Genomic DNA, 16,492 nt, shown 5'->3' with positions numbered 1-16,492 from the left:
GCCCGTTGACGGTATGTCATTTTGTGACAACATGTCTGTTTCGCCGGGATTTCTCTTCCTTCCAGCTTGTTTTCAGGACTAAACTGATTCCGTTGGTGAATTTTTGTCCGCCGTTCGATAACCATAATAAAAGTACAAAGAACACAGGAGCTCGTCATGACAATCAGCTCAACCCCCGAGGGCGTAGCTGTTCAGCCTCGCCATGTCCGATTCGATGTCAGTGAAGATCTAAAAACCTTTTGGCATGGAGATGATGCTTTCCGGACGGCCTTCTTCAACGCACTATCGCTTCAGTTTCCGGATGGTGAGCAACAGTTTATCAATGCGGTGCGGTTATACCGGGACAGAATTGATGACCCGAAGCTGAAGGCCGAGATTCGTGGTTTTATTGGCCAGGAAGCCTTGCACAGTCGTGAGCACAAGGACTACAACGAGGCATTGAAAGCCCGGGGTTATGACATTGATGGGCTGGATGGCCGTTTTCGCAAGCATATGGGAATGGTTGGAAATCTGTCGCCCAGCCGGCAATTGGCAGGCACCTGCGGCGCAGAGCATTACACGGCAGTACTGGCAAATGCTATTCTAAGCGACCCCGAATGGCTGGGTGGCGCAACGCCCGCAATGGCCCGCCTCTGGCGCTGGCATGCGATAGAAGAAACCGAGCACAAATCAGTAGCGTTCGATGTCTACCGGGAATGCGTAGGGAGCGAGCGGTTGCGCCGGATTATCTTTCTGTTTGTAACCTGGAATTTCTTCAAGTACACCTTTCTGAATACTTGTAGCCTACTGAAAACTGACGGCAAGCTCTGGAGCCTTCGTACCTGGATGGGCGGGCTCAATTTCCTTTGGGGAAAGCCTGGCATTTTGCGCCAGTGTTTGCCTGAGTTTCTGGCGTATTTCCGAAAGGATTTTCATCCATGGCAGTATGACAACAGGGCACTGTTAGAAAAAAATCTCCGTGAGCTGGATGCTGCAACCTAGTAGCCTCCAATTGAAACAAACCTTATTTTTAATCTCGGCAGGGCCATCAATACCATGACCAAGGATAAAACCGATCCAGCCAGCCAAATGCTTGAGCTGCATATCAAGCATGAGGTTGCATCCCTGAAGGGAGCGAAACTCCGCAAGTTTCTCAAGCAGGAGGTCGGTGAGGTTCTTGATCTTGCGAGCGGTGTCACGCTGAGTCGTCTCGCCTCGGAAAACCAGGTCATGGAGACCATTCAGCGTGTGGTTGTGAATATGGAGCTGGACGCGGGCATTCCGGAGTTGGCAGGTGAAATGGCGACCGAGGTGTTGAATGCGCCGGTTCAGGCCAGTACGGCTCTGGGAGATATTGTTACCCGGGAACAGGCCACAGGTTTCGTGGAAGAAATGCTTGAGCTCAGGCAGCAACGTGAGCGGATGATCAGCGAAATAATGGCACACCCGGTTTATCAGGAGCTGGTTTCGAACGTCGTGTATCAAGGGGTGGTCAATTACCTCTATGAAGACAATCTGATTACCAAGTCGGTGCCCGGTGTCGGGTCCATGATGAAGTTCGGAAAACGTATGGCCAACAAGGCGGTACCCGGGCTGGACGAAACCTTTGAACGTCGGCTAAAGGCATGGCTTTCTGACAGTTTGCCGGGGCTGATCAGTCGCAGTGAGCAGTTCCTGCAACGGGCACTCAGTGATGAGGAAGTGCGGGATACGGTTATGGCGGCCTGGGCTGCCATGGAGGACCGAACAATGGCTGACTTACAAGAGGGGTTGGGCGATGTTCAGCTTCAGGAGTTTGTCGTGCTGGGCTATGAGTTCTGGTTGCAATTCCGGAAAACGGCTTACTTTGAAGGTTGTACCCGGGCTGTGGTTGCACATCTTTTTGCAAAATATGGTGATCGTCCGCTTACAGACCTGCTTGGCGACGTCGGGGTTACTCGTGAGGTGGTTATGGCAGAGGTAGATGCCTGGGCCATTCCGGTTGTAGACGTGCTTCGGGAAGAGGGTTATGTTGAGGCGCTTGTGCGTAGGCGGTTGTCAGCTTTCTACAACTCCGCAGCGGCACGGAATATTTTTGAGCAGAAGTCTTAGTATTCATGGTCTTCTGCGTTGAAAGGTGTGGAGGTCTGAGTGTTTTCTGAGTTGTTCTGGGCTTATCTGATTGCCATAAGTTTGCTGACGGTGACGCCTGGCGTGGATACGCTTCTGGTTATGCGCAACGCGGGGCGCGGGGGCTTCCGGGATGGCTGCGTCACGAGCGTTGGTATTTGCAGTGGGCTGTTTTTCCACGCCACTCTCTCGGCACTGGGTATCTCTCTTCTTCTTCTGGAAACCGCTTGGGCATTCTCGGTGCTGAAATGGGCCGGAGCCTGTTATCTGGTCTGGCTGGGGCTGGGGTCGTTGAGGCAGGCCATGAAGCGTGAGGGCGATACCAGCGAGGAGTTGCCTATGGTTATGCGCCGCCGTGTCTCTCTGGCAGTGTCGTTCCGTGAAGGCCTGCTCTCCAATGTGCTTAATCCGAAAACCGCCCTGTTTTATATGGCTCTGCTACCCCAGTTCGTAGATGCTTCAGGAAGTGCGTTTCAACAGTCGCTCATGCTGGCGGGGGTGCACTTTTTGCTGGCGATGTTGTGGCAGTGTGGGCTGGCCTGGATGGTTGTGCGTTTCCGGGGTATGGGTGTCGGAGTAGGCGTTAAACGCCTGCTTAACGGGCTGACAGGAGGGTTTTTTGTCGCAATGGGGGCCAGGCTTGCGGTGAACTGACCGGAGATTTAGTGTACGTGTAAACAAAAAGGGAAGCCGGTTCGGGCTTCCCTTTTTTATTCAGGCGACTGCTTCAAACTTGCTGGAATTACTTTTCCAGGTATTGAAGTTTGTCTGTCTTGCCATCCCACTCTTCGGCGTCCGGCAGCGGGTCTTTCTTTTCGGTGATGTTGGGCCACTTACCCGCCAGGTCGGCGTTGAGCTCAACAAACTGAACCTGATCTGCTGGTAGCTCGTCTTCGGAGAAAATCGCTTCGGCAGGGCATTCCGGCTCACACAGAGCGCAGTCGATACACTCGTCCGGATCGATGACCAGAAAGTTTGGCCCTTCGTAAAAACAGTCTACGGGGCATACTTCCACGCAGTCTGTGTATTTGCACTTGATGCAGTTATCGGTAACGATAAACGCCATAATTTGATCCCTGGTCCAGTGGTCAATCTCATCCGGAGTCTGGTTACGGCTCCGTGGTTATATTTTAATGGGCGATATTGTAGGGAGCAGCCCGCACAGCCGCAAGCGTTTGGCAGCGATAACCTTATTACTCAGATCAACTCCCTGTCAGTTTTTCAGCAATTCTTTCAATTCGTAAAGCCGGTTTATCGCATCTCGGGGCGATAAGCCGTCCAGATCAAGACTCTGCAGAGCTTCCTCCACAGCACTGGGCTCCGCTATGGCAAACATATCACCCTGGTAGGCTGAGCTCTGGCTGGTCGCCGGAGAATGCTCGGGGCCGGTCTCATGTATGGGGGCAGGTGTTTTAGTAGCCGCGGGGGCTGCACTGCCTTCCAGCAGCTTTAGCTGAGCCTTCGCGTTGCCAATAACGCTCTGTGGCACGCCGGCCAGTTTCGCTACCTGCAGGCCGTAGCTTTGGCTGGCCGGGCCTTCGTGCACATTGTGTAGAAACACAATGCTGTCATCGTGCTCCGTTGCCGTCAGATGCACGTTGACCGCAAGCTCAAGATCATCCGCCAGTTGCGTGAGTTCAAAGTAATGCGTGGCGAACAGGGTATAGCAGCGAATTTCTTTTGCCAGATGTTCTGCTGTGGCCCAGGCCAGAGATAAACCATCGAATGTGCTGGTACCTCGGCCGACTTCGTCCATCAGAACCAGGCTGAAATCCGTGGCGTTGTGCAGAATGTTGGCGGTTTCTGTCATTTCTACCATGAAAGTAGAGCGCCCGCCGGCGATGTCATCTGACGAACCCATGCGAGTGAAAATCCGGTCCACTGGGCCCAGCACGGCGCGGTTGGCCGGCACAAAACTTCCCGTGTAGGCCAGCAGTGTAATCAGAGCCGCCTGGCGCATGTAGGTGGACTTACCACCCATGTTCGGGCCGGTGATAACCAGCATTCGGCGCTGGGAATCCATTAACAGGTTGTTGGGTACGAAAGGTTCATCAAGAAGCTGTTCGACAACTGGATGTCGGCCCTCTTCAATTTCAAGCCCGGGAGAGTCGCGGAACTCTGGCGCGGCAAAACGCAGCGTGGTGGCTCGCTCGGCAAAATTACTGATGACGTCCAGCTCTGCCAACGCCTGTGCGGCATCCTGTAACGGCGCGAGTTGTTCTGCCACAGTTTCCAGCACCTCATCGTAAAGCGCTTTCTCTCTGGCCAACGCCCGGCTTTTGGCACTCAGGGCTTTGTCTTCGAACTCTTTTAATTCCGGTGTAATAAAGCGTTCTGCGTTCTTCAGGGTCTGGCGACGAATGTAATCCACCGGTGCCTGAGCAGACTGGGCCCGGCTGATTTCAATGTAGTAGCCGTGCACACGGTTGTAGCCCACCTTCAATGTGCTTATACCGGTGCGCTCTTTTTCCCGGGTTTCCACGTCCAGTAGATATTGGCCGGCGTTCTCACTGATGTTGCGTAGCTCATCCAGCTCCGCGTCGAAGCCCTCACGGATCACGCCGCCTTCCCGAATGACAACCGGAGGGTTGTCGATAACGGCCCGCTCCAGAATATCGGCCAACTCGGGATATTCACCAATCACAGTGGCCAGCTTCACGATCTGGTGAGAGTTGACCGGCTTAAGCGCTTCCTGCAGGTCTGGCAGCGCCAGAAAGGCATCCCGCAGGCGAGCGAGATCTCTGGGCCTGGCCGATCGCAGCGCCACACGGGCCAGCACTCGCTCAATATCGCCCACGGCCTTCAGCAGGTTGTGCACGGGTTCGTAGTGGAAACCATCAAGCAGAGCGGATACCGCGTGTTGACGCTGTTGTACTGCATCCACGTCCCGAAGCGGACGATTTAGCCAGCGCCTGAGCTCGCGGCCTCCCATGGAGGTTGCGGTTCTGTCCATCACCCAGGCGAGGGTGTGCAGGTGGCCTCCCATGAGGTTGATATCGATTTCCAGATTGCGGCGGCTGGTGGCGTCGAGAATAACGGCTTCGTCGCGGCGCTCACGGGTCAGTTTGCGAATGTGGGGCAGGGCGGTCCGCTGGGTCTCTTTTGCATACTGCAGGAGGCAGCCGGCTGCACAGATAGCCAGGCTTAGGTCTTCGCAGCCAAAGCCCGTTAGATCACGAACCTGCAATTGCTGGGTAATCACTCGGCGAGCGGTATCGGATTCGAACAGCCAAGGGCCCTGGCGACGAACGCCAGTAAGCCCGGTAAGTATTTCCTCAAACGGAAAGTCCTCGCTGATCAGTATCTCTGCCGGCCGTAAACGCTGGAGCTCTCCTTGCAGGGCTTCCAGGTTTTCCAGCTCTGAAACCACAAAGCGACCACTGGAAATGTCCAGTGACGCAAAACCGAACTGCTCGCGATGATGAAATATGGCGGCCAGCAGGTTGTCGCGGCGATCTTCCAGGTAGGCATCATCGCTGAGGGTGCCAGGAGTCACGATTCTGACTACCTGGCGATCAACAGGCCCCTTGCTGGTTGCCGGGTCACCAATTTGCTCACAAATGGCGATGGATTGACCCGCTCTGACCAGCCGTGCAATGTATCCTTCGGATGCGTGAAACGGGATACCCGCCATGGGGATCGGGTTGCCCCCGGACTGCCCCCTGGCCGTAAGGGTTATGTCCATCAGCTCCGCAGCTTTTTTGGCGTCGTCATAGAAGAGTTCATAAAAATCACCCATGCGATAGAACACCAGTTCATCCGGGTGCTGGCCCTTGATTTTCAAGTACTGCTGCATCATGGGTGTGTGCTTGGGTAAATCGTTCTGAGCTGCTGACATGGACGAGTCCGGCTAATCTTGCTTTGGGTGAAGCCACGGATTGTAAGAAAATAAAGCCCGCGATGAAACGAAGGAGAGCATTATGCCTGCCAGTGACCACGAACTCGAACAAGCAGGGAGCCAACTGGCCGATCAGTTGTTGGCCGCCGGCCTTAACCTGGTAACGGCTGAAAGTTGCACAGGTGGCTGGGTTGCAAAGGTTTTAACCGACAAGGCAGGCTCTTCCGCCTATGTCGTCGGCGGCCTGGTTACCTACAGCAACGACGCCAAACAGAAACTGCTCGGGGTTACCGATGTTTCTTTAGCTAATCACGGTGCCGTCAGTGAACCGGTGGTCCGGGAGATGGTTGCCGGTGCATTGGCAACAACCGGAGCGAATGTTGCGGTAGCTGTCAGTGGCATAGCCGGCCCTGGAGGTGGCAGCGAAGAGAAGCCTGTTGGAACTGTCTGGTTCGCCTGGGGTACCGGCGCTGAAAATACAGAGGCTGTAGTCCGGCATTTCAGCGGCGATCGTGATCAGGTGCGACGCCAGGCCGTTCTTGTTGCGCTGCAGGGTGTTAGCGGGCTTTTGATGCGAGCGTGAAGACTTTCACAATAACAGGGGTTGGTCTCGCTCTCGCGGTATGTTTTAATACTGTTCAAATATACAGGGAATTCACTGTTAACGTTGTACAGGTTCCCGTTTAACCACACCTCCACCGGCTTGCCAGGTTCTGCTGGCGGCCACGGCAACAGAGGGTTTGCACTGATGGAAGACAACCGCAAAAAAGCACTGAGCGCAGCTCTGGGTCAGATTGAGCGCCAGTTTGGTAAGGGTGCAGTAATGAAGATGGGCGACCAGCCCCGCGAAGCCATTCCTGCGGTCTCTACTGGTTCCCTGGGATTGGATGTTGCTTTGGGGATAGGTGGTTTGCCTTTCGGGCGCATTGTTGAGATTTACGGCCCTGAAAGCTCCGGTAAAACAACTCTGACCCTTCAGGTTATCGGCGAAGCCCAGAAAGCCGGTAAAACCTGCGCGTTTATTGATGCTGAGCACGCCCTGGACCCGATCTACGCAGAAAAACTGGGCGTTAATGTGGACGAGCTTCTGGTTTCCCAGCCGGACACTGGGGAGCAGGCGCTGGAAATTGCCGACATGTTGGTGCGCTCCAACGCTGTAGACGTCATCATTGTTGACTCGGTTGCGGCATTGACCCCGAAAGCAGAAATTGAAGGCGAGATGGGCGACAGCCACGTTGGCCTTCAGGCCCGTCTTATGTCCCAGGCCCTGCGTAAGCTCACAGGTAATGTGAAACACGCAAACTGCTTGATGGTGTTCATTAACCAGATTCGTATGAAAATCGGTGTAATGTTCGGCAGCCCCGAAACCACCACCGGTGGTAACGCACTGAAGTTTTACTCTTCTGTTCGCCTTGATATCCGCCGCATTGGCGCCGTGAAAGATGGCGATGAGGTTGTAGGTAACGAAACCCGGGTTAAAGTCGTCAAGAACAAGGTGTCACCACCTTTCCGCCAGGCCGAGTTCCAGATTCTTTACGGCAAAGGTATTTATCACATGGCGGAAGTGCTCGATATGGGCGTTAAAGAAGGCTTTGTGGATAAGTCCGGCGCCTGGTATGCCTATAACGGTGATAAAATTGGCCAGGGTAAAGCCAACGCCTGCAAGTTCCTGGAAGAGAATATGGACGTGGCCAGGGAAATTGAGGCCAAGGTGCGCGACAGGTTGATGCCGAAGCCGGTTTCCAAAAAAGATGCGGACGCTGAAGCGCCTGCAGAAGCGGATGGTGAACTGCTCTAAGAGAGTCCCGGAGGTGTATTGTGGATAGCAAAAAGAAATTACTTGTTGTTGCCCATGCACCTTCTCCGAATACCCTCACCCTGCGCAATGCAGTTGCGCAGGGTGCAGGCGATGAAGATATTGAAAATGTAGAAGTAACCGTGTTGGCGCCACTGGATGCCGGCCCGGACGATATCCTTGCCTGTGATGCCATTATCCTCGGCACCACTGAAAACCTCGGTTATATGAGTGGCGCGCTCAAGGATTTCTTTGATCGCAGCTACTACCCTTGCCTGGAGAAAACCCAGGGCCTGCCGTTCGCTTACTACATTCGTGCCGGCCATGATGGCACCGGAACGCAACGTGCTATCGAAAGCATTACCACCGGTCTGCGATGGAAACTCGTTCAGGAACCACTGATTTGCCGTGGCGAATATCGTGGTGAGTTTGAAGGTCAGTGTCGTGAGCTGGGGATGTATGTTGCGGCTAGCCTGGATGCCGGGCTTTTCTGAAGGCTTTGGGCTGGCGAAGCGTTAACGACAATTCTTTTCCTCTGAGCGCGACAGACCGGTCTGCAAAACCTACAATGGTCGGCCAATGAGTCAACTGTTACAGGACCCAACCTTGAAGTCACTGTCTCTGCATCAGCTATACAAAGCCTGCGTTCTGAAAGATCTACCGTTCAAGTCCACCAGACAACTGGTGCCCCTGGCTGAAATTGTAGGCCAGAATCGGGCCCAGGAAGCGGTGCGCTTTGCTCTGGCAATGCCGCACAGCGGTTATAACGTATATGCCGTTGGTCGCAATGGTCTGGGTAAGCGCACGATGATGCTGCGTTACCTTGAACATCATCTGGATACCGAGCAACAATCCCACGACTGGTGTTACGTCGCAGATTTTGAAGAGCCTAGGGTTCCCCGGCTGCTTCAGCTTCCCGCAGGAAAGGGCGCGCGGCTGAAACAGGATATGGAAAAGCTCATGAGCCGGCTGGTCAAGGTTATTCCGCAGACCTTTGACAGCGACAGCTTTCTGGAGCGCTCAGAGCAGCTCAAGGATGAGTATGGCAAGAAGCAGGAAGATGAGCTTGAGAAAGTAGCGGCCCAGGCACGCCGAAAAAAAGTCAGCCTCACGATTACAACGCCGGGCGGATATCGCCTGGTGGCGATGCAAGGTGATAAACCGCACACCGCAGAGACGTTCAAGGCGTTGACGGATGTGCAGCGCGACAAGTTTGAGGATTCCATCAACAAGCTTGAGAAAAAACTTCGTCAGGCGCTTCGCAAGCTGGCGGACTGGGAGCAGGAATACGCTGACAAACAGCAAGCGCTTAACAAGGAAACCCTGGAAGGTATATCCGGCCATCAGATTGATGAGTTGATTGAGAGCTACAAAAGCCTCCCGGATGTAGTCGCCTACCTTGAAGCTGTGCGGGCAGACCTGGTAGAGAACCTGGATATTTTCCTCGACGACAACGAGGAGCAGGCTGCCATTGCCTATGCGTCTCTGGATAAAAAGATGCCGCGTCGTTATCTGGTTAACGTGCTGGTTCACCAGAAAACCAATGAAGTGCCTATGGTGGTGGAGGACAACCCGACGTATCACAATCTGTTCGGGTATGTTGAGAATGTGACCTACAAGGGCACCGTATTCACGGATTTTTCACTGATTCGTGCTGGCAGCTTGCATCGGGCCAATGGCGGGTATCTGTTGATGGATGCCATCAAGATGCTGGAGCAGCCTTTTGTCTGGGATGGATTGAAAAGGGCTCTTCGAGCCAAATCCCTTCAGATCAATTCCCTCGAGCGTGAACTCACCCTTTCGGGCACCATCTCGATTGAACCCCAAGGGGTACCGCTCGATGTAAAACTGGTGCTTTTCGGTGACCGTGAAACCTGGATGCTGTTACAGGATTATGATCCCGAATTTTCGGAGCTTTTCCGGGTAACCGCAGACTTTGAAAATGAGATGTACCGTTCGGAAGACAGTCAGGTGATGTATGCGAAGTTTATTGCCAGTGTGGTAAAGGAAAAGAATCTCCTGCATTGCACGAACAAGGCAGTGGCGAGGGTCATCGAATACAGCGCTCGTATTGCCGAGCACCAGGACAGGTTGTCTCTGCACGCAGCCAATATTGCCAATCTGCTTCGGGAGTCGGATTTCTGGGCCAGGCAAGCGAATGCAAAACTGATTCAGGACGTTCATGTAGAGCGGGCCCTGGAGAGTGCCAAATACCGAAGTAGCCGGATTCGTGACCAGTTCTACGATTCAATTCGCGACGGCTCTACTCTCGTCTCAACTCAGGGTTCGGTTGTCGGGCAGGTGAATGCGCTGTCTGTTCTATCTTCAGGCGGGTTTGAATTTGGCCTGTCTAATCGTGTCACTGCTACCTGCTATTATGGAAGTGGTGAAATTATGGATATTGAGCGTGATGTAAAGCTGGGTGGCAATATTCACTCTAAAGGCGTCATGATTCTTAGCTCATTGCTTTCCTCCCGTTTTGCTGTGACTGATCCGATGCACCTTTCTGCAAGCATTACGTTTGAACAGAATTATGGCGAAGTAGATGGGGATAGTGCGTCGCTGGCGGAGCTCTGTGCGCTGATTTCTTCACTTTCGGGAATTCCGGTGCGACAGGACTTGGCGATTACTGGCTCTGTAAACCAGTTTGGTGAGGTTCAGCCTATCGGTGGCGTCAATGAGAAAGTTGAAGGTTTCTTTGCTACCTGTCAGCTTAAGGGCGGGTTAACGGGCACTCAGGGCGTCATAGTACCGGAAAACAACGTACAGAATCTTATGCTGGACAGCGAAGTGGTCAAGGCGGTTCGCGAAGGGCATTTTTCAGTTTACGCAGCATCGCATGTTGAGGACGCCATTGCGCTGCTTTTGGGTAAGCCCGCAGGCAAACCTGATAGCAAAGGAAACTATCCGAAACAGAGCGTTTTTGGCATTATCCAGCAGCGGCTTGAGAAAATGCGCGAGCACGAACGCCAGGAGCACGCCCGGGATGATCAGAAAGATCCGTCAATCCATTAACCGGCGTCACAATAAAACAGACAGGAGAGAACTCCCCCATGACTGATATTCAGCAAACTGTGTACGTGGTAGAGGATGACGAAGCAGTTCGTGACTCGCTTGAGCTGTTACTTAGATCTGATGATAAGCCGGTCAAAACCTATGAGAATGCGGCGATGTTCTTGAAGGATTACTCCGAGAAGATGGCCGGATGCATTGTACTGGATATCCGCATGCCGGGAATGGACGGTATGGAGTTGCAGAAGAAGCTCAACGATAAGCACTCCATTCTGCCGATCATTTTTGTTACCGGGCACGGCGATGTGCCCATGGCTGTTGATGCCATGAAAGAGGGCGCCGTTGATTTCATCCAGAAGCCTTACCGTGAAGAAGCGCTGCTGGAAAAAATCGAAGCCGCGCTGCAGCAGGATCTGGAGCAACGGAAAACACTTGGCGAGAAGCAGGAGATTATCCGCCGTATCAAGAGTCTGACCCCTCGCGAACATGAAATCATGGATCGAATGATAGAAGGCCAGGCCAACAAGGTTATCGCGATCGAGCTGGAGATCAGTCAGCGCACAGTGGAAATACATCGCTCCCGAGTCATGCACAAGATGGGCACTCATTCGCTGGCACACCTGGTTCGGATGGTGTTGTCCGTAAAGAACCTTATCGACGCGCGGTAATACCGCCGGCATTATGCGGTTATCTTATTGACCGGCCTTTTACTATATGACTGAAGTTGTCAGCGAAAACTCAGAGGTTACGGTTCTGCTCGTGGATGACAATCCACAGAACCTGAAAGTACTCTATGAGACACTGAAAGATAAAGGCTACCGGCTTCTGATTGCCAATGAAGGCGAAAAAGCACTGGATCTTGCTCAGCGCCATCAGCCCGAAGTCATTCTGCTTGATATCATGATGCCTGAAATGGATGGTTATGAGGTGTGCCAGCGCCTTAAAGCCGATCCTGAAACAGCCGATTGTGCGGTGGTGTTTCTCTCAGCTCTGGACGACCTGAGTGCGAAAGTAAAAGGTTTTTCTCTTGGCGGCGCAGACTACATTGCCAAGCCGTTCCAGTCTCAGGAAGTCATTGCCCGGGTTAAAACCCACGCCCGTGTTATCCGGCTCGAGCGCGAGTTGCAGGCTCGCAACCGAGAGCTTCAAGGCGATCAGACCCGCATCCTGAACTCCATTAGTGAAGGGATTTACGGCCTCGATGAGCAAGGTACAATTGAGTTTGCCAATCCCGCAGCCGGCCTCATAATGCGCTGCCCGGTAGAAGATCTGATTGGTCGTAATTTTTTCGAAGTGCACTTTTCAACCGCAGCCGAATGCCCGACCAGTCTTCCGGTGCATGCTACCTGTAGCCAGGGTGTTGCAGAGAATCAACGCGATATCCGAATGCTGCGCACGGACAACACGGCCTTTCCGGCTGAATATCGTTCCACACCCAAGCACGAAGGTAACGAACTGCACGGAGCGGTTGTTGTTTTTCGTGATATTACTGCTGAACTTGAGAGCGAGCGAGAGCTTGATGAGGCACGAGAGCTGGTTCAGGAACAACGTGACCAGCTGGCACATACGTCTCGTCTGACAACCATGGGTGAGATGGCTGCAGGTGTGGCGCATGAAGTTAACCAGCCGCTGACGGCTATTGCGAACTACGCCCGCGTGGCCAAACGGGTTATGGCCAAAGAAACCCCGAACCTGAGTTTGCTCCAGGAAACCCTCGATAAGATTGAGGCTCAGTCCCATCGCGCCAGCGAAATCATCCGCAGAATCCGCCGATTTATGAAAAAACCGGCGACCGGTAAGGAAGTTTTGTCTGTATCCGCACTGCTGGAAGATACACGCCAGTTTGCAGAAGTAGATATGCGCAATAACGATGGGGCTATCAATCTTGTTGTGCCAGACGATTTACCGGATATCCTGGCTGATCCGATCCAGGTGCAACAGGTTGCCCTGAACCTGATACGGAACGCGCTTGAGGCTACGCGCAGTGCAGAGTCGGCATTGCCAGTGGAAGTGAGCGCGAGAGTGATGAGTGAAGGTTGCGTGAGGGTTGAGGTCCGTGACCGGGGTGTGGGCCTGGCGGAAGATGCAGAGGAAAAGCTTTTTCTGCCTTTCTACACCACAAAGGATGAAGGCATGGGTATCGGTCTGCCGACCTGCCGCTCACTTATTCAGGCTCAAGGGGGTGATATAGGTTTCGAGCGCCCCGAAGATGGAGGCGCCCTTTTCTTCTTTACGCTACCTGTAGCGGGTGCACCAGGAACCTCATCGTGCCCGTCAGGCGCCGATTAGCGCCATTCGATGCGCCCGCTGAGGTGTGGCGCGTCGCCTCTCGCGTTCAGTAGCTGATAATCCCATCTGTTTTTTTCTGTTTGCCAGTTCAACTGTGCGGTGCCCGGCAAGAATAGCGGCTTCTTGAATTGGCAGCTCACACTTACCGGACCTGATTGCCATCCATTCTGCTGCTCCAGAATGGCAAGTGCCTTTGCTTTGCTCCACATACCGTGTGCGATTGCCCTTGGAAAACCAAAAGCCCTGGCGCTCAAAGCATGCATGTGAATCGGATTTCGGTCGCCGGAAATCTTTGCATACTGACGTCCGATGGACTCCGGGGCTTCAAACTCTTTCGTATTCGGGTAGCGCTCCAGAGTCGGAGGCGTCGCTTTCGTCGTTTGCTCAGTGTGTTTTTCAGGTTGGCGAAAGAGCATTGTGCTGGTTTCTTCCCAAACCACTGTGCCTGCAGAGCTGGCATTGGTGATCATGCTGAATTCTATGCCGCGGCTGGTGCGTTCCTGGTGACTCACGCAGACATCCAGTTTCAGTGCCTCACCCACGCCGATGGGTCTGTGCTGGGTTATGGAATTGCGCAGGTGTACCAGTCCCAGGAGAGGTAATGGAAATGCTTTCTCGGTCAGCAATTTGAGATGCAGCGGGAACGCAAGAATATGGGGCCAGGTAATAGGTACGTGACTGCTCGGTCTGAATTCGCATGTCCGCCTATAGTGGCGCAGGTCTTCACTGGCCGTGTGAGCACAAAGCAGCGTGGCGGCGAGTCGGGGAAGTGTAATGTTTGCATCGGGCGTGCTTTTTTTCGACAGAAGAGCCCTGCCATAGAGCGGTAGCAGCGCTGGTGGAGTGTCTTTATAAACGAGCGTGTCTGCCATGATGGTCCTCTCTTGAAGCTGTTCTGTCCGGATTCTGGTACAACTGTGAGTCTGTGGCCTGATATGCTCTAATGTAAGACGATAGTATAAGTCAGTTTTTAAGCAAACTTCGTCAAACCAAAGCTCGCAGTGCCGGGTAGCCAGCCTCTTGGCAGTCTGGCAGGCCTTCTCAGGCGTGGCATTGGCCTGGGGTGTTCCGGTGAGAGTCTGCCGGGCCAAAGTGGTATCCAATAAATATAAAGCAGAATTTTATGCGGGAGCGACATGCAAGAACTACGTGACGCAGGCGTAATGTTGCGCCTCATTTATGAGGCGATGAAAGCAAAAGGTATTGATACCGATCTCATTTTCAGCCGGTTGGGTATCAATGCGGATTACGTATACACAGAGCAGCTCCGAACTCCTCATAGCGCGCAGACATTCTTTTGGCAGGCCGTTGAAGATGTATCCGGTGACCCGGATATCGGTTTACACCTTGGCCAGCTCCTTCCCGTCTACAAGGGTCAGGTTCTGGAATATCTCTTCCTGAGCAGTCCGACGTTTGGTGAAGGATTACGTCGCGCGAAGAACTACCAGCGCCTGCTCAGCGATGCTGCGAACACCGATTATTTCATAGAAGGCGATGATGCCTGCATGGTACTGGATGCTGCTTCCGACGACGTTCGGCGCCTCAGGCATTTCAATGAGTGTTTTGTGCAGGGGCTGATTACGTTTTTTCGTTCTATCACTAATGGCGGGTTTCATCCCTCGCGAATCGAGTTTGAGCATCAGCGTAACGAGGGGCAAGAGCATGTCAGAGATGTGCTGGGGTGTGATGTGGTATTCGGAGCAAAAGAAAGTCGGTTGTACTTTTCGGCCAGCTTGCTCTCTCATGCTTCGCCTCACGCAGAACCGGAACTTCTGGACTTGCATGAGCGCTTTGCCAGCGAACAGGTGGCTCGCCTGGAAAAGAGGGATATTGTCGGCCAGGTAGAACGAATTATTGCCGAGTTACTGGATAGCGGTGAAGTGACTCTGGATGCTGTGGCGACGCGGCTGGGCATCAAACCCCGCACATTACGTACGCGGCTGACTGAAGCGGAAAGCAGTTTTAACCAGGTGCTCGCCGACTTTCGCTATCGACTCGCCCGGCAATTGCTGGCGACAACGGATGAGTCTATCGACGAGATTGTCTACCTGACTGGTTTTTCCGAGCCCAGCACATTTTACCGAGCGTTTAAACGCTGGTCTGAGATGACTCCCATCGAGTACCGTAAAACTGCGCAGGGCAAGGATGCAATGGTTGATGCCATGTAATACGGTGCTTTTCTGAAATTTTTCAGAAAATGCGTTGACATAATCAGGCACCTCTTTATAATGCGCTCTCGTTGTCACCGAGCAATCAATGAACGATTGCAAAGCCTTTAAAAGCAATCGGTTATGACATTGTGGAGCGGTAGTTCAGTTGGTTAGAATACCGGCCTGTCACGCCGGGGGTCGCGGGTTCGAGTCCCGTCCGCTCCGCCACTATTCCAAAAAGCCGTTAGCTATTCATAGCTAACGGCTTTTTTCGTTTCAAATCCCGGTAAATTGGGCCGCCAGTCTTATACTGCGTGCTGGCTGCTCGCCTGGAGGGACTCGCTCAGGTAGTCCAGCAACATGCGCACCTTCGGCGATAAATGGCGGTTATGGGGGTAGATAGCCCAGATGCCGTCATCGGCCTCCTGGTAATGTGTCAGCAGTGGAATCAGCTGACCTGACTCCAGTGAAGGTTGCACGTAGTAATCCGGCAACTGGACAATGCCGATGCCTTTCAAAGCTGCATCCAGCAGGCCCCAGCCACTGTTGCACCGGATATTGCCAGTGATCCGGATGTTTCGGGGCTTGCCTTGCTCCTGAAAACGCCAATAGTCCAGGTTACCTTGCAGGCAGTTGTGTTGCCCGAGTTCCGACAGTGAGTGAGGAATCCCGTAGGTCGATAGATAATCTGGTGAAGCGCAGACATACTGCGTTCTTGACGACAATCGCCTTGCCATCATGCTGGAATCCTCCAGCTTGCCCATTCGCACCGCCAGATCATAGCTTCCTGCTACCAGATCCAGCTTTTGATTGGTCAGGTTCATTTGCACGTCAAGTTCCGGATAGCGCCTTACAAAATCGTTGACCAGAGGAGCGATGGTTTTTTCTCCGAAGGTGACTGGCGCAGTCAGCCGCAACTGACCCTTGGGGGCGAGCTGAAGATTGGTAATCGAGCGCTCTGCCTCTTCAAGTCCATCAAGCACTTGCCGGCATTGTTGGTAATAGATTTGCCCGGTTTCAGTCACCGACACTTTGCGGGTTGTTCGATAAAACAATTTGGTTGATAGTCGGGCCTCCAATGCGCTGACCTGGCGGCTGACCTGCGCTGTCGAGATACCCAGACTTTTTGCGGCGGCGGTAAAGCTCTCTGCCTCTGCCACCGCAACGAATTCACTTACCCCTTCCCACATCAACATTTTCTGCCCCCTTGTTTGCAGCTTCAATATGCGCAGGGAAAACGCGCTACGCTGGAAAGCATCTTCACCATTGTTGCTTGGTGGTAAAGGTGAATTGATATTTTATGGGATTATTGCCTAATTC

The 16,492-nt window shown here is 53.3% G+C and carries 14 protein-coding genes and 1 tRNA gene; 11 read left to right on the top strand and 4 right to left on the bottom strand.

What is annotated here, in order from left to right:
- The first annotated feature begins 156 nt into the window (after positions 1 to 156).
- Genes Q4606_RS08375 through Q4606_RS08365 form a run of 3 tightly spaced genes read left to right on the top strand, consistent with a single transcriptional unit; the run spans position 157 to position 2,742 of the window.
- A complete protein-coding gene (locus Q4606_RS08375) occupies positions 157 to 981 on the top strand; it encodes a metal-dependent hydrolase (RefSeq protein ID WP_303607239.1) in 825 nt (274 codons plus the stop codon).
- Positions 982 to 1,035: 54 nt separating this feature from the next.
- Positions 1,036 to 2,070: a hypothetical protein gene (locus Q4606_RS08370; RefSeq protein WP_303607238.1), complete on the top strand. Its 1,035-nt coding sequence runs from the start codon at positions 1,036 to 1,038 to the stop codon at positions 2,068 to 2,070.
- Between the two features lie 39 nt (positions 2,071 to 2,109).
- On the top strand, positions 2,110 to 2,742 hold the full coding sequence (locus Q4606_RS08365; RefSeq protein ID WP_303607237.1) for a LysE family translocator: 633 nt from the start codon (positions 2,110 to 2,112) through the stop codon (positions 2,740 to 2,742).
- A gap of 88 nt (positions 2,743 to 2,830) precedes the next feature.
- Here Q4606_RS08365 and fdxA read toward each other — a convergent pair whose 3' ends face one another.
- Both fdxA and mutS read right to left on the bottom strand, forming a co-directional pair.
- Complete coding sequence (fdxA, locus tag Q4606_RS08360; protein WP_303593769.1) at positions 2,831 to 3,154, bottom strand: ferredoxin FdxA; 324 nt, start codon at positions 3,152 to 3,154, stop codon at positions 2,831 to 2,833.
- Positions 3,155 to 3,301: 147 nt separating this feature from the next.
- On the bottom strand, positions 3,302 to 5,926 hold the full coding sequence (gene mutS, locus Q4606_RS08355) for a DNA mismatch repair protein MutS (protein ID WP_303607236.1): 2,625 nt from the start codon (positions 5,924 to 5,926) through the stop codon (positions 3,302 to 3,304).
- 82 nt (positions 5,927 to 6,008) lie between these two features.
- Here mutS and Q4606_RS08350 point away from each other — a divergent pair, with 82 nt between their 5' ends.
- The 6 genes from Q4606_RS08350 (at position 6,009) to Q4606_RS08325 (ending at position 13,022) form a co-directional block, all read left to right on the top strand.
- Positions 6,009 to 6,509: a nicotinamide-nucleotide amidohydrolase family protein gene (locus Q4606_RS08350; protein ID WP_303593767.1), complete on the top strand. Its 501-nt coding sequence runs from the start codon at positions 6,009 to 6,011 to the stop codon at positions 6,507 to 6,509.
- Positions 6,510 to 6,674: 165 nt separating this feature from the next.
- Positions 6,675 to 7,724 carry a recombinase RecA gene (recA, locus tag Q4606_RS08345; RefSeq protein WP_303593766.1) on the top strand — a complete coding sequence of 350 codons (1,050 nt, stop codon included), beginning with the start codon at positions 6,675 to 6,677 and terminating at the stop codon, positions 7,722 to 7,724.
- Between the two features lie 20 nt (positions 7,725 to 7,744).
- Positions 7,745 to 8,215 carry a flavodoxin family protein gene (locus Q4606_RS08340; RefSeq protein WP_303607235.1) on the top strand — a complete coding sequence of 157 codons (471 nt, stop codon included), beginning with the start codon at positions 7,745 to 7,747 and terminating at the stop codon, positions 8,213 to 8,215.
- A gap of 112 nt (positions 8,216 to 8,327) precedes the next feature.
- Positions 8,328 to 10,736, top strand: a complete 2,409-nt coding sequence (locus Q4606_RS08335; protein ID WP_303594347.1) for a Lon protease family protein — start codon at positions 8,328 to 8,330, stop codon at positions 10,734 to 10,736.
- 38 nt (positions 10,737 to 10,774) lie between these two features.
- The gene (gene fixJ, locus Q4606_RS08330) at positions 10,775 to 11,401 is read left to right on the top strand and encodes a response regulator FixJ (RefSeq protein WP_303593762.1); all 627 of its coding nucleotides are present in this window, start codon (positions 10,775 to 10,777) and stop codon (positions 11,399 to 11,401) included.
- A gap of 46 nt (positions 11,402 to 11,447) precedes the next feature.
- Positions 11,448 to 13,022, top strand: coding sequence for a response regulator (locus tag Q4606_RS08325; protein WP_303607234.1), 1,575 nt, complete (start codon positions 11,448 to 11,450; stop codon positions 13,020 to 13,022).
- Here the strand turns inward: Q4606_RS08325 and Q4606_RS08320 are convergent.
- Positions 13,019 to 13,894, bottom strand: coding sequence for a MaoC/PaaZ C-terminal domain-containing protein (locus Q4606_RS08320; protein ID WP_303607233.1), 876 nt, complete (start codon positions 13,892 to 13,894; stop codon positions 13,019 to 13,021). The genes Q4606_RS08325 and Q4606_RS08320 overlap by 4 nt on opposite strands.
- Before the next feature lie 264 nt (positions 13,895 to 14,158).
- Here Q4606_RS08320 and Q4606_RS08315 point away from each other — a divergent pair, with 264 nt between their 5' ends.
- Both Q4606_RS08315 and Q4606_RS08310 read left to right on the top strand, forming a co-directional pair.
- Positions 14,159 to 15,190, top strand: a complete 1,032-nt coding sequence (locus tag Q4606_RS08315; protein WP_303593757.1) for an AraC family transcriptional regulator — start codon at positions 14,159 to 14,161, stop codon at positions 15,188 to 15,190.
- Positions 15,191 to 15,323: 133 nt separating this feature from the next.
- Positions 15,324 to 15,400: transfer RNA gene (locus tag Q4606_RS08310), tRNA-Asp, on the top strand.
- A 77-nt stretch (positions 15,401 to 15,477) separates the two neighbouring features.
- Here Q4606_RS08310 and Q4606_RS08305 read toward each other — a convergent pair.
- Entirely contained in the window at positions 15,478 to 16,368 is an 891-nt protein-coding gene (locus tag Q4606_RS08305; RefSeq protein WP_303607232.1) for a LysR substrate-binding domain-containing protein, read from the bottom strand.
- Positions 16,369 to 16,492: the final 124 nt, after the last annotated feature.

Origin of the sequence: Marinobacter sp. 1_MG-2023 (assembly GCF_030549045.1) — a bacterium.
Classification (GTDB): Bacteria; Pseudomonadota; Gammaproteobacteria; order Pseudomonadales; family Oleiphilaceae; genus Marinobacter.
The sequence above is the reverse complement of the archived record's forward strand: the minus strand, read 5'-3'. Positions and strand labels throughout refer to the sequence as shown.

Excerpts from the sequence above, each read along its gene's own strand:
- recA (WP_303593766.1), top strand. The coding sequence starts at position 6,675 with ATGGAAGACAACCGCAAAAAAGCACTGAGCGCAGCTCTGGGTCAGATT.
- Q4606_RS08370 (WP_303607238.1), top strand. The coding sequence starts at position 1,036 with ATGACCAAGGATAAAACCGATCCAGCCAGCCAAATGCTTGAGCTGCAT.
- fixJ (WP_303593762.1), top strand. The coding sequence starts at position 10,775 with ATGACTGATATTCAGCAAACTGTGTACGTGGTAGAGGATGACGAAGCA.
- Q4606_RS08315 (WP_303593757.1), top strand. The coding sequence starts at position 14,159 with ATGCAAGAACTACGTGACGCAGGCGTAATGTTGCGCCTCATTTATGAG.
- fdxA (WP_303593769.1), bottom strand. The coding sequence starts at position 3,154 with ATGGCGTTTATCGTTACCGATAACTGCATCAAGTGCAAATACACAGAC.
- Q4606_RS08350 (WP_303593767.1), top strand. The coding sequence starts at position 6,009 with ATGCCTGCCAGTGACCACGAACTCGAACAAGCAGGGAGCCAACTGGCC.
- Q4606_RS08320 (WP_303607233.1), bottom strand. The coding sequence starts at position 13,894 with ATGGCAGACACGCTCGTTTATAAAGACACTCCACCAGCGCTGCTACCG.
- Q4606_RS08325 (WP_303607234.1), top strand. The coding sequence starts at position 11,448 with ATGACTGAAGTTGTCAGCGAAAACTCAGAGGTTACGGTTCTGCTCGTG.
- Q4606_RS08375 (WP_303607239.1), top strand. The coding sequence starts at position 157 with ATGACAATCAGCTCAACCCCCGAGGGCGTAGCTGTTCAGCCTCGCCAT.
- mutS (WP_303607236.1), bottom strand. The coding sequence starts at position 5,926 with ATGTCAGCAGCTCAGAACGATTTACCCAAGCACACACCCATGATGCAG.
- Q4606_RS08305 (WP_303607232.1), bottom strand. The coding sequence starts at position 16,368 with ATGTTGATGTGGGAAGGGGTAAGTGAATTCGTTGCGGTGGCAGAGGCA.